This is a genomic window from Amycolatopsis sp. NPDC039088 (assembly GCF_055598845.1).
Map to the genome: position 1 here is coordinate 17424 of NZ_JBVKAE010000048.1, position 14289 is coordinate 31712.

The following is a 14289-nucleotide window of genomic DNA, read 5'->3' on the forward strand; positions in this document are numbered from 1 at the left end:
CCTCCGAAAAGAAACCGGAAAAACCTCCCCCCACACACAAAAAAAAAAACAAAACACCACACCGCAAACTTCCCCTTCCCCAAAAATTTGGCAAAAAACCCCCCCCCCCCCCCCCGCTAGGGAGGTCTACTGGGCGCTGCGCGTGCTCGTGTCGGTGCCCGAGGTGCTGGACCGGCCGGGCGTCGACTCGCTCGGAGCGCCGCTGGTGCTGGAGCCACCGCCCGGCTGGCTCGACGGGGGATCCGTCGGAGTCGTCGTGGTGGGGGTGGTCGGGGTGGGTGTGTTCGTCGTCGGCTTCGGCGTGGTGGGCTTCGGCGTGGTCGGGGTCGTCGGCGGCAGGACCGTGTTGCCCGGCGGCTGGCCGGGGCCCGGGTTCGGCGGCGGCGGGGGAGGCGGGGTGATGATGCTCGTCGTCTCCTTGCCGTCCGCGCCGACCGACGTCACCGTGGTCGGCGGTGGGGTGGAGCTGGTGGGCGCGCCGGGGGTCGGCTCGCCGCTGACGGTCATCGGGCCGCCGGGGACGGCGTTGCCGGGGACCAGCTGGACGCCGGCGGGGGAGGTGTTCTGCCCGCCGGGGACGCCGGTGCCGCCCGCGGTGGCCGAGACGCCGGGGCCCGCCAGTTCGGCGATCGCGGCGAAGGCCGTCGCCACCACGAGGCCACTGACGCCGAGTACGGCGTAGCCGCTGCGGTTGAGCTTGCCGGTGGCGCCGCGCGGGGGCGCCACGGACACGCGTGCGCTCGGATCAGACCCGTCGGGACGGGACATGTGCTGGCTCCTCGGATGGGGGACTTCGGGGAGTTCGAGACAGCAGGCGAGTATGCCAAGCCGTCTCCGGCTACCCGGGCGAGGTAGCCCAAGTGGGGACCCGGCGCGGAGATTATCACCGCCACTTCACGGTCCGCGAACGACGGCGGACCGGGTGCTCACCCTCCGCGTTCGCCCGCATGGTGCACGATGGAGGTCGTGAGTGAGGAAGAAACACACATCAGGCTGACCGCGTGGGTGCACGGCCGTGTCCAGGGGGTCGGTTTCCGCTGGTGGACCCGCAGCAGGGCGCTTGAGCTGGGGTTGGCCGGCAGCGCGCGCAATCTGGCCGACGGACGTGTCGAGGTGGTAGCGGAGGGTGCTCGTGAACACTGTGAGCGGCTTTTGGCGGCTTTGCGGTCCGGGGAATCACCCGGAAGTGTGGATCACGTCGTCGAGCGCTGGTCGCCCGCGAAAGGTGGGCTCCAGGGGTTCGTGGAGCGCTGAGGCCCCGCGTCCCACGATCACCGTGAGCACACAGGTAGCCTGGGCCGATTGAACGACCGGTTCCCGCGGCAAGAGGGGTCAGCACGACGTGCACCTGAAGAGCCTGACGCTCAAGGGCTTCAAGTCCTTCGCCTCGGCGACGACGTTGCGTTTCGAGCCGGGCATCACCTGCGTGGTCGGACCGAACGGCTCTGGCAAGTCGAACGTCCTCGACGCGCTCCGCTGGGTCATGGGCACCCAGGGCGCGAAAGACCTGCGCGGCGGCAAGATGGAGGACGTCATCTTCGCCGGGACCGCCGGCCGCGCCCCGCTCGGGCGCGCCGAGGTCACCCTCACCATCGACAACGCCGACGGCGCGCTGCCCATCGAGTACTCCGAGGTCTCGATCACCCGCCGGATGTTCCGCGACGGCGCGAGCGAGTACGAGATCAACGGTGACCGCTGCCGCCTGATGGACGTGCAGGAACTGCTGTCGGACTCCGGTATCGGCCGCGAGATGCACGTCATCGTCGGGCAGGGCCAGCTGTCGGCGATCCTCGAATCCAAGCCCGAGGAGCGCCGCGCCTTCATCGAAGAGGCCGCCGGTGTCCTCAAGCACCGCAAGCGCAAGGAACAGACCCTGCGCAAGCTCGCGAACATGCAGGGCAACCTCGACCGTCTCGGCGACCTCACCACCGAGCTGCGCCGCCAGCTCAAACCGCTGGGCAAACAGGCCGAGATCGCCCGCAAGGCACAGTGGGTGCAGTCCGAACTGCGTGACGCCCGGCTGCGGCTGTTCGCCCACGACCTGGTCACGCAGCGCGAAGGCCTCGCCAAAGAAGAGGCAGACGAGCGCGTCGCCCGTCAGCGCCGCGCCGAGGTCGAGCAGGCGCTGGAGATCGTCTCCGCCGAGGAAGCCGAACTCGAAGCCTCGCTCGCCGAGGACGCGCCGAAGCTGGCCGCGGCCCAAGAGACCTGGTACAAGCTTTCCGCGTTGACCGAGCGACTGCGCGGCACCGTGCGGCTCGCGCTGGAGCGGCAGCGGCATCTGTCGTCCGACGTGCAGCAGGCGAGCACCGGCCGTGACCCCGACGAGCTGCTCGCCGAGGCCGAGCAGGTCGCCGAGCGGGAGCAGGAGCTCAACGAGGCCGTCGCCGAGGCACGGATGATGCTCTCGGAGACCGTTCAGCGTCGTGAGCAGCTCGAACACCTCGTCCAGGCGGCCGAGCGCGCGCATATGGCCGCCGTCCGCGCGATCGCCGATCGCCGGGAGGGACTGGCGAAGCTCTCCGGGCAGGTCGAGGCGCTGCGCAGTAAGAACGGTGCCACCTCCGACGAGATCGACAGGCTCACCGTGTCGCTCGAAGAGGCCGCCGAGCGCGCGGAGATCGCCATCGAGGAGCTCGAAGAGGCCAAGGCCGCGGGCGGTGTCGAGGAATCCGACGACTCCGAACTGCAGGCCCACCACGACCGCGCGGTGGAGGCGAACAACGCCGCCAAGGCGCGGGTCGAGGAGCTGGTCAAGGCCGAGCGGGCCGCCGAACGCGAGATCGCTTCGGAGAAGGCGCGCGTCGAGGCGCTGTCGATGGGCTTGCGCCGCAAGGACGGCGCGGGTGCGCTGCTCGGCGCGCAGCACGAACTCCCCGGTCTGCTCGGCTCGGTGGCCGCGCTGCTCACCGTCGAACCCGGCCACGAGGTCGCGCTGGCCGCGGCGCTCGGCCCGGTGGCCGACGCGGTCGCGGTCAACGGTGGCGCCGACGCGCTCGCCGCGCTGAAGTTCTTGAAGGAGAACGACTCCGGCCGCGCGGGCATTCTGCTCGGTGGCCCGGAATCCACTGTGGACACCAGCGCCTGGCCGTCGCTGCCCGAGGGCGCGCGCTGGGCACGCGAAGTGGTCACGGCGCCGTCCGCGCTGCGCTCCGCCGTCGAGCACGCGCTCGACCGCGTGGCCATTGTGGACGGTCTGGAATCCGCACGCCGTCTGGTCGAGGTGCACCCCGAGGTCAGCACGGTCACGCCGGAGGGTGACGTCTTCGGTGCCCGCTGGGCGGTCGGCGGTTCGGCCCGCAGCGAGAGTGTCATCGAGGTGCAGGCCGCCGTCGACGAGGCGGGCGACCGGTTGCGGGCGGCCGAGCGTGCGCTGGAACGCACCGCCGCGGAACTCGAAGGCGCCCGTGCCGGACAGCAGGCCCGCCGCGAAGAGGTCAGCAGGGCCAAGGACGCGCTCGGGGATGCGAAGGTCCGCAAGGCCCGTTCGTCCGAGCGGTTGAACCGGATGCAGCAGGCCGCGCGCGCCGCGCAGGCCGAGATGGACAGGCTGAGCAATCAGCGTGCCAAGGTCGAGCAGAGCCGCGAAGAGGCACTGCGGCAGCTCGCGGAACTCGAAGAGCGGCTGGCCGCCGTCGCCGACCAAGAGGTCGACGAGGATCCGGACACCGCCGAACGCGACCAGGCCGCCGAAGACCTCGGCACGGTCCGCCAGGAAGAGATGGAGTCCCGGCTCGCGCTGCGCACCGCCGAGGAGCGCGCGCGGAGCATCCAGGGCAAGGCCGAATCACTCCGCCGGGCCGCGCACGCGGAACGGCAGGCCCGCGAACGCGCCGAAAAGTCCAGGGCCGCGCGGAAACGCGGCGCCGAGATCGCCAACGCGGTGGTCAACGGCGGCGAGATCGCGCTGGAACGCATCGAGGTCTCCGTGCAGCGCGCCGCCCACGAACGGGACGAGGTGCAGGCGCGGCGGCAGTCGAGGGAGACCGCGCTGACCCAGGTCCGCGGCAAGGTCCGCGAGCTGACCGGTGAACTGGAAAAGCTCACCGACGCCGTGCACCGGGACGAAGTGCTGCGCGCCGAACAGCGGTTGCGACTGGAACAGCTCGAAACGAAGATCGCCGAAGACTTCGGGATCGGCCTCGACGACCTCGTCTCCGAGTACGGCCCGGACGTTCCCGTACCGCCGAGCGCGGGGGAGATGGCCGAGTACGAAGCGGCCAAGGAACGCGGCGAAGACGTGACCCCGCCGCCGCCCATGCCGTTCGACCGCGACACCCAGGCCCGCCGTGCGAAGCGCGCGGAGAAGGACCTTAGCCTGCTGGGCAAGGTCAACCCGTTGGCGCTGGAGGAGTTCGCGGCGCTGGAGGAGCGGTACAAGTTCCTCTCGACCCAGCTCGAAGACCTCAAGGACACCCGCAAGGACCTCGAAGCCGTCATCAAACAGGTCGACGAGAAGATCCTCGAGGTCTTCGCGTCGGCGTACGAGGATGTCGCGCGCGAGTTCGAGACCGTGTTCAGCGTGTTGTTCCCCGGCGGCGAGGGGCGCATGGTGCTCACTCAGCCCAACGACCTGCTCTCCACCGGCGTCGACGTCGAAGCGCGCCCGCCGGGCAAGAAGGTCAAGCGGCTCTCGCTGCTCTCCGGTGGCGAGAAGTCGCTCGTCGCCGTCGGCATGCTGGTGGCGATCTTCCGCGCCCGGCCTTCGCCCTTCTACGTCATGGACGAGGTCGAGGCCGCGCTCGACGACACCAACATGCGACGGCTCATCGGGCTGCTGGAGCAACTGCGCGATTCTTCGCAGCTGATCATCATCACCCACCAGAAGCCGACCATGGAGATCGCCGACGCCCTGTACGGCGTTTCCATGCAGGGCGACGGCATCACGAAGGTCATCTCGCAGCGGCTGCGGACCGCCGAAGACGACCCGGTTCCCGCCTAGCGGCCAAGGGCTGCCCGAAAGTCCGTCCCGTCGCACCTGGGCCGACACCCTTCGCGTGGAGATCCTGATGATCTCCACGCGAAGGGAACCCCCGTGGCCGACCCGCCCGGCACGATCGTGCCGCCCGCCCCGCCGAAACCGCCCGAGCCGCCGCGACCGCCCGCCGCACGGGCCATGGACAATTACCCCGCCAAGGTCGCGGACGCCTTCCGTGCCAAGGAAAGGGAGTTCTTCGGGAGCACCCCGTTCACCCCGGACACGGTGATCAGCCTCGAGTCGGGCCGCGGCTGGTTCAAGATCGACCACTACGCCCATCACGACGAGGTCCACACCGCGGTCTTCTTCTGCAACCGGGTCACCGACGAGGTATTCGAAGTACACGGCACCATCGCCCGGTTCTATCTGGAGCTGGTCCGAGGGGTCGGCCGGACCGACGACTTCCCGATCTCCGACACGCGGCGGTTCGCCGCGGACCCGAGGCAGGAGATCTCGTACTTCAGCCGGTATTCACTGCGCTGGGACCCCGGTACGAACGCCGTCGCGAAGAAGTTCTACGAGCCCTACGACAGGAGTGACCCTCACGCGTTCGACCCCGTGAAGGACGACACGCTCGTGGCCTGCTCGGAGGAGTACGCGATTGCCTCGGAACGCCTCGTGTTCACCAACTGGAAAGGCGTCGCGGACCTCGAGAAGTACGACAGCTCGATCGGTGTCCGCTCGGTCGGGAGACCGACGCAGATCCTCCTTCACGAGACCGGTGACTTCGTCGGCATGACCATCGCGGGCGCGCAGAAGGAGGGGAACACCTATCAGGTGCCGCATTTCTGCGTCAATAACCTGGACGCCGAGGGCCGGGGAAGGATCATCCAGTTCTCCGACATCGCCAATCACACCGCGCACGGCGGGGTGTCGAATTCCCGGTCGGTGGGGATCGAATTCGCGAACGCCCCCTTCTCCGCGGGCTCGCGGGTCAACCCGAAGACCAGCGACGCGGGTCTCTATGTGACGAACAAGCTCGGTTCCGGAATGGGGGAGGTGCTGATCCCGCTCGACTTCTCGACCGAGGCGAAAGGCGGCTTCGTCGAAATCAAGATGAAGAAGACCCGGCTGGCCAACCTGGCGAGGCTCAAGGACGGGGTCGGCAAGGACAAGAAGAAGATCGTCGAGGAGATCGACGACGACGTCCTGATCAAGTTCGCGCGCCCCGGCAAATTCGAGGCTCTCGCGGACCTCGTCCGCACCCTGGTCGAGAAGCGGCTGGTGAAGGGGATCGACGACCTGGCCAAGGAGGAGTACTGGAAACCGGTCGTCCGGGTGGACGGCAAGGCGTTCCTGCTCGTCTTCTACGGTTGCGCGAGGGCGCCGGACGGCCTTCTGCACTACTTCTTCGACGGTCGCGGCCCCGGTTTCCTGAGCCATCTGACGCTCGGTATCGGCACCGACGAAGACCACGTCGACGGCTCGCTGCAGACGCTCTACCTCTATCTGAAGTTCGTGCGGAAGGTTTCGTCCGCCGCCATTCCCGGGCTGATGATCGAGCTGCTCGGCCGTCGCGTGAAACCGATCAAACTGAAGAGCCGATGGGTTCAGCAGGGTGATTTCTTCAACACGCCGCAGCAGCCGCTCGAAAAATCGTTCGGCAATATCGTCGAACTCGACGACGAGCTGATCGGCGCGGCCGCCAAATCCGGTACCTGAAAGATCCATTTCGCCAGTGAGCAGGGGAGAACGCTGTGCCCAAACCACCTACCAATCTCAACAACTACCGCGGCGTCCTGCCGTATTCGAGCGAGATCTTCGGGATCTACCAGCCACTGCTGGGCTGGAAGTCCGCGCGGATCGGCGCCAGGGTCGAACAGGCGGGCCAGAACCGGTCGGCCGCCTTGCTGAACAACGTCGGCGATCGCGTCGCGCCCGTGGTGGAGGCGAAGTTCACGCCAGCCGAGCGCAAGGTGGAGGTCACCAAGCTGGACGCGGGAACCGTGAACGCCGGCACCGCGCTGTCCGGCATCGTCACCGCCGCGGTACGCGGAACACTCCCGCCCAAGGCGGAGTACACCCCCGCGATCTGGTCGCAGGTGCTCTCGCCCGACCGGCTGCGCGCCACGCTCGACGGTCCGGTCAAACGACGCGCGGTGGCGCTGTACACCGAGCTGACCACGCCGTCGGGCCCGCACCTCATGGACACCGGATCGGCGGAGAAGGCCACTCGCGCGCTCCTCAACCGCGAGTCCCAGGTCACCGGTCTGCTGACCCAGCTCCGTGATCGCGAACTGCACGACCAGCTGAAGCACATGTTCTACGACTCGCTCGCCAGCCCGGTCGACCCGTTGTGGTCGAGCCTGACCGACGCGGACCCGTTCGAAACGCTCGACCCGACCAGTCAGCTGGACCGGGTCGGCCTGTCACCGGTCGGCCTCGCGCATCTGTTCCGGCAGTACTTCTCGGAATTCGACACCTTCCTGGGGCAGCCGGTCGGGCACGTCTGGGTGGCGCCGGGTTCGACCGTGGAGCTGATCGAGGTGCACACCCGGCGGTTCCTGCAGGAGGAGACGCTCGAACGGAGTACCGAATCGACCATCCGGGCGGAGAAGGCGGTCGCGGTCCAGGACGAACTGTCCGACGCGGTCAAGGAGGACAACCGATCGGGCACGAAGTTCGGCGCCAACGTCGCGGCCAATCAGCACTGGGGCTGGGGCAGCGCGGACGAATCCGCCAGTTTCAGCCTGGAGAACACCCAGCAGCGCGCCCGCGAGCAGATCCACAAGACCAAACGGGACCAGTCCGAGAAACTGACCACCGAGATCAAGCAGAACTTCAAGAGCACCTTCCGCACGGTCACCGAGACCACGGACACCTCGACGAAACGCTACGTGCTGACCAACACCGGCGACGATCTGGTCAACTACGAGCTGCGCCGCAAGATGCGCCAGGTCGGGGTCCAGGTGCAGGACATCGGCAGCTATCTGTGCTGGCAGACCTATGTGGACAATCCGGCCGACGAGATCGGGCTGGCGAAGATGGTCCACGTCGGCGCGCCGCCGGATCTGTCGAAGGTGGTTCAGCCGGAGATGATCGTGCCGCCGCAGCCGTTCTCGTCCGACTCCGACCTGACGATCCCCTTCCTGTCCAACGACGGCGCGGCCAAGGACGACACCTTCGAGCACGGTTCGGAGACCAGCCTCGGCCTGTTCGACGGGACGGATCACATCGTCGCCGATTTCCCCCAGGGCCCGTATCGCTGCCCGCAGCCGGGCTTCAAACTGACGGCGGTGAGCCTCGATCCGCAGGGGGCCGACGCGAAGCTGTCCGTGCGGGAGATCGCGGAATCGCCGTCGGGATCCGGGGACTGGAAGTTCACCGTCCATCTCGACCACGTGAACTTCAACGACCGCGACAGCCTGCCGGTCAAGGCGAAACTGGGCTGGACGCCCGTTTACGACCAGAAGGTGATCGACGCCGAGAACGCCAAACGGATCGCGCTGTTCACCGAACGGGAGCGGGACACGGCGCAGCAGGCGTTCGTCGGGGCGGCACGGGACCGGATCAAACTGGCCAGCCGGATCACCAAGCGGAAATTCGAAGACCTCCGGGAGGAGGAACGGATCGTCGTCTACCGCAAGCTGGTCCAGGGGATGCTGACCCCCAAGACCCTCATCCCCTCACCGGACACGCACACCCAGCACGTCGTGGCCGAGCTGATCGACTCCATCTTCGACGTCGACAAGATGCTGTACTTCGTGGCACCGGAATGGTGGCGCCCGCGGCTGCACCGCGCCCATCAGCAACTCGGTTCGACCCAGCCCGTCTCCGACCCGAACGGGGTGACGATCGAGCATCACAACGGGATTCCCCAGGAATCCATCGGCGCCTGGGGTGAGGCCGACACCCGCGAGGACAGCTACTACATCACCGAGGAGTCCGAGCCCGCCAGGCTCGGCAGCTCACTCGGCTGGCTGCTCCAGCTCGACGGGGACGACCAGCGCAACGCCTTCCTCAACGCCCCCTGGGTCAAGGCGGTCATGCCGATCCGGCCAGGCAAGGAGAAGGCGGCGCTGAACTGGCTCGAACACGTCGAGGGCACAGGGACGATCAGCGAGGACGACCTCTATCTCGGGCCGGAGCCCGAGTGGCGCGGCAAGACGGTGTTCGAGGTGCTCGCCATCCTCGCCACCCGGGTCGCCGCCAAACACCGCGAAGGGGTCACGACGAAGGGCTTCACCGACCCGCTCGACGATCGCTCCACCGTGCGGTCGACCCCGGTGGACCGGGTCTACGAGCATGGTTTCAATCCACTCCCGAACGGCTTCCGCTCGAACGCGACCGAAAACTTCGAGCTCTTCGACCAGTGGGTGGAGATCCTGCCGACCGATCAGGTGGTGGCCGTCCCGGTGCGCTACGACCCGAAGACCGGCCGTCAGATCTGAGACGGTTCCCGCCCCGGCGGCCACCGGGGCGGGAACCTTCGCGTCATACCGATTCGGGCTGTTTCACGCCTTCTTCGGCGAGTGGGTCCTCACTGCGGTGTCGCAGCGAGAGCAGCCCGCCCACCACGAGCGTGATCACCACGCCGCACAACGTGTACCAGGGCCACGCCAGCGCCACCTTGGTCCCGGCGGCCCGGCTGAAGTCGATGCCGATCAGGCTGCCGTCCGGTTTGTTGAACTTGACGCCGAGGATGAGGAACGCCATCACGATCACCGTCGACACGAACGCGACGATCGCGTCCGTCTGCCTCGCCCGCTTGAACAGCAGCCCCAGCAGGAACGCGCCGAGCAGCGCGCCGTAGGTGTAGCCGGTGATGCCGAGCGCCTGCACCACGATCGGGTCGGCCGAGGTCTTGTTGGACGAGGCGAAGAAGCCCGCGCACAGGATCAGCGCGCCCGCCCAGACGATCGTCCAGATCCGGCCGTGCTTCAGCCGGTCGGCTTCCGGCAGCTGCCTGCCGATCACCCGTTCGTAGACGTCGGTCACCGTGGACGACGCCAGCGCGCCGAGTGACGAACTCAGTGCGGCGGCGAGGATCCCGGCGATCACGAAACCGGACAGACCGCTCGGCAGGTCGTTCACGATGAAGTTCGCGAACAGTTCGTCCTTGTTGGCGAGGCCGAGGCCTTCCGGCTTCGGCTTGGTCGGGGCCAGGCCGTTGTACAGCGCCCACAGCAGCACCCCGATGAACAGGAACAGCGCGAACTGGACGAACACCACGAAACCGCTGGCGACCAACGCCTTCCGCGCGGCGCGCAGGTCGTTGGTGGCCTGCAGGCGTTGCACGATCAACTGGTCGGAACCGTGCGACGCCATCGAGAGCACCGCGCCGCCGATCACGGCGGTGAAGAACGCGTACTGCCCGGTGAGCATGTTCGAGCTGAAGTCGAAGAGCTGGAACTTGTTGGCGTCGACGGCCTTGCCGAACCAGCCGTCCGGGAGCCGCCCGGCGATCACCCAGATCACCACGACCGCGCCGAGGATGTACCAGAGCATCTGGATCGCGTCGACCCAGACGACCGCGCGGACCCCGCCGAAGAAGCTGTAGATCACCATCGCGATGCCGAGCCCGACCACGATGGTCCAGTACGAGACGGTCAGGCCGTAGGCGGCGAGCACCACCTTGATCGGGATGGCGGTGGCGAACAGCCGGATGCCGTCGGCCAGTGTGCGGGTGAGCAGGAAGGTCACCGACGCGGTGCCCTGCAACCCGTTGCCGAAGCGTTTGCCCAGGAAGGCGTACGCGGTGACCAGGTTGCCAGCCACATATCGGGGCAACAGCACCATCGACACCACGATCCGGCCGGCGATGTAGCCGATCGCCAGTGCCAGGTAGGTCATCCCGCCTTCGCCCGGGGTGGCGATGTAGGCCACCGTCGGTACGGAGAGCACGGTGAGGGTGGACGTCTCCGCGGAGACCACCGACAGGCAGGCCACCCACCAGGAGATCTTGCCTTCGCCGACGAAGTAGTCGGAGCCGGATTTCTGTTTGCCGCCGATCCAGATGCCCAGCAGGGGCATGCCGACCAGAAAAAGCCCGATGATCGCGAGGTCAAGTGCGCGCATCCGTATCTCCTATCGCTCGCCGGTCGTCGCCGCTACCCGTAGCCGGGTCACGGTTGAGGCATGAGGCGCGGGAAGCCGCAGGGGCCCCGCGCCCGGGGTGATGTTGCCGAGCAGCCGGTCGCCGCGGGCGCCGGTCGCCGACGGGAGGTTTCCCGGGACGCCGGACCAGGTCAGCCAGCCGAGCAGAATGGTCAGGTATGCCTCTTTGCCCGCACGTGGCAACCCGTGGTCGTCGCTGGTCTTCAGCGCCGTATCGGGCAGATTTCGGGCGAGCGCGGCCATCAGCGCCGGGTTGTCGGCGCCCCCGCCGGAGACGATCAGCGTCGCGATCGCGTGGCGACGGCATTCCGCGGCGATCGTCACGGCGGTGAGTTCGGTCAGCGTCGCCAGCAGGTCTTCCGCGCCGACGGGCGGGAGACCGTCGAGCGCGGTGTCGAGGTACGCGCCGTGGAACAGTTCCTTGCCGGTCGACTTCGGTGGCGCGGCCGCGTAGTACGGATCGAGCAGGAGTTTCGCCAGCAGATCGGGCCGGACGCTGCCGTGCAGGGCGAGCGCTCCGTCGACGTCGGCACGCCGTCCGGTGGCGCGATGCGCGGCGATGTCCATCAGGGCGTTGCCCGGCCCGGTGTCGTAGGCCAGAACGGCACCGCCGTCCGCGGGGACCACAGTGATGTTCGCGATGCCGCCGATGTTCAAGGCGGCGACCGGGCCGGAATCGGCCATTTCCCGGAGCCACAACGCGTCCAGCGTGCTGGCCAGCGGTGCGCCGTGCCCGCCGGCGGCGACGTCGCGCACACGCAGGTCGGCCACCACGGGCAGCCCGGTGCGCTCGGCGATCCACGCCGGGTTCCCCAGTTGCAGCGTGCCGCGCGCGGTGCCGTCCTCGATCCAGTGGAACACCGTCTGTCCCAAGGAAGCGACGACGTCGGCTTCGCCACCGGCCAGTTCCTCGATGCCACGAGCGGCGGCCTCGCCGAAGGCCTGGCCTACCAGGGTGTCGAGTTTCGTGAGCTGTTCGGCGCTGCAGGGATTCGGCGGCAGTGCGCCGAGCAAGGCCTCGCGGAGCGGTTCGGGATAAGGGACTTCGAGCTGACCGAGCGGGGAAAGTTCCACGGTGTCACCGTGGGCGCGCAGTTCGGCGGCCGCCACGTCGATCCCGTCGATCGACGTGCCGGAGATGAGTCCGATCACCCGGACCCCAGTGCCGGAGAAAACCGTCATTTGGAGTGGTCTAGCCCTCGTTCCGGAGGCCGCGCAAGCAGGACTGTTTCTTCTTGTCCGAAATGAGTCCTATCCAGTGGGTGTCTGACAAGATCCGCTACCTCGCAGTGGGGCGCCTGAGCCGGGCCGGGTGCGGATGCGAAGATGGCGCCGTGTCGAGCTCCCCCTGGTTCTGGATCGTTGTCGTTGCCGTCGTGGTACTGGTCGCCGTATTGGTGGCCGGGCTGTTCATCGCGCGCCGCCGCCGGATCAGCCTGGACGAGTCCAAGGCTGCCGAGGCCGTCGAGCGCGCGAAGCCGAAGGGCGGCGGATACGCCGCGACCGGCGGGATCGCGCTCGCGCCGGGCGGTGAGAAGACCGACGAGGCCGAGGAGCCGGTCGAACCGGAGCACCCGGTCGAGGATCGCCCCGAGACCGACGGTCAGCCCGCGGTCGGTGATGACGCTGCGGTGCCGAGGGATTCCGCGCAGCGCACGGTGCGCGACGTCGAACTCCCCGAACCCGCCGAGCCCGTCGAGGAGCCCGCTCCCGCTCGCGAGGAGATCGCCCCGGCGACCGGGCGGATCGAGCGCCTGCGCGGCCGGCTTTCGAAGTCGCGTTCGGTGTTCGGGCAGAGCCTGCTGGGCCTGCTGGGTGCCGGGGACCTGGATGAAGACTCCTGGCAGGACGTCGAAGACACGCTGCTCATGGCCGACCTGGGTGCCGCGACGACCACCGAGATCGTCGAACGCCTGCGTGAAGAGCTCAAGCGCCGCGCCGTGCGGACGTCCGAGGAGGCGCGCACGGTCCTGCAGGAGGTCCTCACCGCCGCCTTGTCGACCGACGCGGTCCGCGCCGTCCGCGCGCTGCCGCATATCGTCGACGGGGTGAAGCAGCCCGCCGTCGTGCTGGTCGCCGGGGTCAACGGCACCGGCAAGACGACCACCACCGGCAAGCTCGCCCGGGTGCTCGTCGCGCAGGGGAGCACCGTCGTGCTCGGCGCGGCCGACACCTTCCGGGCCGCCGCGGCGGACCAGTTGCAGACCTGGGCCGAGCGCGTGGGCGCGGAGGTCGTGCGCGGCAAGGAAGGCGCGGACCCGGCGGCCGTCGCCTTCGACGCCGTCAAACGCGGCATCGACGCCGGCGTGGACGCGGTACTGGTCGACACGGCGGGCCGTCTGCACACCAAGACCGGCCTGATGGACGAGCTGGGCAAGGTCAAACGAGTCGTCGAGAAGCTGGCGAAGGTCGACGAGGTGCTGCTCGTGCTCGACGCCACCACCGGACAGAACGGGCTGATGCAGGCCCGCGTGTTCTCGGAGGTCATCGACGTCACCGGCATCGTGCTCACCAAGCTGGACGGCACGGCGAAGGGCGGCATCGTCTTCCAGGTGCAGCGCGAACTCGGGGTGCCGGTCAAGCTGGTCGGTCTCGGCGAAGGCCCGGACGATCTGGCGCCCTTCGAGCCGGGCGCGTTCGTCGAGGCCCTGCTCAGCAACTAGGACGCGTGGACGCGGGGGGCGAACTTCTCCAGTACGTAGCGGGAAACCTCGAGTCGGTGGTCCAGGCAGAGTTCGTAGTACATCCCGGGGCCACCGCACATCGGGCATCCCAGGCTCCGCTGGCTGATCGGCCGATGAGCCGCGGACGGCAGGACGATCACCGGAGCCGGGCGGATACAGGCTTTCTCGGTGCGGTTGCCGCCCAGCCACAGCAACTGCGACCCGACGGCGTGCAGGATCGGCTCCGGGCCGAGCCGGGGAGACAGTTCGTGGATCTTCGCCGTGATCTCGTAGCGGCCTCGTTTCAGCCGTACGCGGGCGGTTTCCCCGAGCACCATGTCCAGCCTCAGGGTCTCGGTGAAGCGGTCGACCCTCCGCAAAGTGAGGACGACCGGTGCTTTCGCGCCCCGGCAGTACGGCAAGGTGTACTTCACGGTGATGTCGAGGTCGCTGGTCGCTTCGGCGCCTTGGACGCTGAGATCGTGCCGCCGCGGTTTTCGGTCCGTGGCCACCGCCCGGTCGAGTGCCTTCTCCGCGAGCTTCTGCCCCACCCAGGCGATCACCGGCTCGACCATCTGACATCCCCTCACT

Annotated in this window: 9 protein-coding genes; 5 read left to right on the forward strand and 4 right to left on the reverse strand. The window is 68.2% G+C overall.

Annotation, left to right across the window (positions count from 1 at the left end; translation table 11 throughout):
* Positions 1–126: 126 nt before the first annotated feature.
* Positions 127–768 carry a hypothetical protein gene (locus tag ACZ7KI_RS38575; protein ID WP_470277950.1) on the reverse strand — a complete coding sequence of 214 codons (642 nt, stop codon included), beginning with the start codon at positions 766–768 and terminating at the stop codon, positions 127–129.
* A 189-nt stretch (positions 769–957) separates the two neighbouring features.
* Here ACZ7KI_RS38575 and ACZ7KI_RS38580 point away from each other — a divergent pair, with 189 nt between their 5' ends.
* The 4 genes from ACZ7KI_RS38580 to ACZ7KI_RS38595 all read left to right on the forward strand — a co-directional run bounded on the left by ACZ7KI_RS38580 (position 958) and on the right by ACZ7KI_RS38595 (position 9369).
* Positions 958–1254: an acylphosphatase gene (locus ACZ7KI_RS38580; protein WP_470277951.1), complete on the forward strand. Its 297-nt coding sequence runs from the start codon at positions 958–960 to the stop codon at positions 1252–1254.
* A gap of 88 nt (positions 1255–1342) precedes the next feature.
* The gene (gene smc / locus ACZ7KI_RS38585) at positions 1343–4942 is read left to right on the forward strand and encodes a chromosome segregation protein SMC (RefSeq protein ID WP_470277952.1); all 3600 of its coding nucleotides are present in this window, start codon (positions 1343–1345) and stop codon (positions 4940–4942) included.
* Between the two features lie 93 nt (positions 4943–5035).
* A complete protein-coding gene (locus tag ACZ7KI_RS38590; protein WP_470277953.1) occupies positions 5036–6640 on the forward strand; it encodes a peptidoglycan recognition protein family protein in 1605 nt (534 codons plus the stop codon).
* Positions 6641–6675: 35 nt separating this feature from the next.
* Positions 6676–9369 carry a hypothetical protein gene (locus tag ACZ7KI_RS38595; RefSeq protein ID WP_470277954.1) on the forward strand — a complete coding sequence of 898 codons (2694 nt, stop codon included), beginning with the start codon at positions 6676–6678 and terminating at the stop codon, positions 9367–9369.
* Between the two features lie 43 nt (positions 9370–9412).
* Here the strand turns inward: ACZ7KI_RS38595 and ACZ7KI_RS38600 are convergent, their stop codons facing one another.
* Both ACZ7KI_RS38600 and ACZ7KI_RS38605 read right to left on the reverse strand, forming a co-directional pair.
* Positions 9413–10996: a sodium:solute symporter gene (locus ACZ7KI_RS38600; protein ID WP_470277955.1), complete on the reverse strand. Its 1584-nt coding sequence runs from the start codon at positions 10994–10996 to the stop codon at positions 9413–9415.
* A gap of 9 nt (positions 10997–11005) precedes the next feature.
* Complete coding sequence (locus ACZ7KI_RS38605) at positions 11006–12217, reverse strand: anhydro-N-acetylmuramic acid kinase (protein WP_470277956.1); 1212 nt, start codon at positions 12215–12217, stop codon at positions 11006–11008.
* Positions 12218–12369: 152 nt separating this feature from the next.
* Here ACZ7KI_RS38605 and ftsY point away from each other — a divergent pair, with 152 nt between their 5' ends.
* Positions 12370–13698 (forward strand): signal recognition particle-docking protein FtsY, encoded by a 1329-nt coding sequence (ftsY, locus tag ACZ7KI_RS38610; protein ID WP_470277957.1) that lies wholly within the window; start codon positions 12370–12372, stop codon positions 13696–13698.
* On the opposite strand, the gene ACZ7KI_RS38615 is transcribed toward ftsY, so the two are convergent.
* Complete coding sequence (locus ACZ7KI_RS38615; RefSeq protein ID WP_470277958.1) at positions 13695–14273, reverse strand: hypothetical protein; 579 nt, start codon at positions 14271–14273, stop codon at positions 13695–13697. The two genes, ftsY and ACZ7KI_RS38615, sit on opposite strands and share 4 nt — an antisense overlap.
* Between the last annotated feature and the right edge of the window lie 16 nt (positions 14274–14289).

Bases quoted from the DNA above. Each gene is read 5' to 3' on its own strand.
- ACZ7KI_RS38575 (WP_470277950.1), bottom strand. From the start codon at position 768: ATGTCCCGTCCCGACGGGTCTGATCCGAGCGCACGCGTGTCCGTGGCG.
- ACZ7KI_RS38580 (WP_470277951.1), top strand. From the start codon at position 958: ATGGAGGTCGTGAGTGAGGAAGAAACACACATCAGGCTGACCGCGTGG.
- ACZ7KI_RS38600 (WP_470277955.1), bottom strand. From the start codon at position 10,996: ATGCGCGCACTTGACCTCGCGATCATCGGGCTTTTTCTGGTCGGCATG.
- ACZ7KI_RS38605 (WP_470277956.1), bottom strand. From the start codon at position 12,217: ATGACGGTTTTCTCCGGCACTGGGGTCCGGGTGATCGGACTCATCTCC.
- ACZ7KI_RS38615 (WP_470277958.1), bottom strand. From the start codon at position 14,273: ATGGTCGAGCCGGTGATCGCCTGGGTGGGGCAGAAGCTCGCGGAGAAG.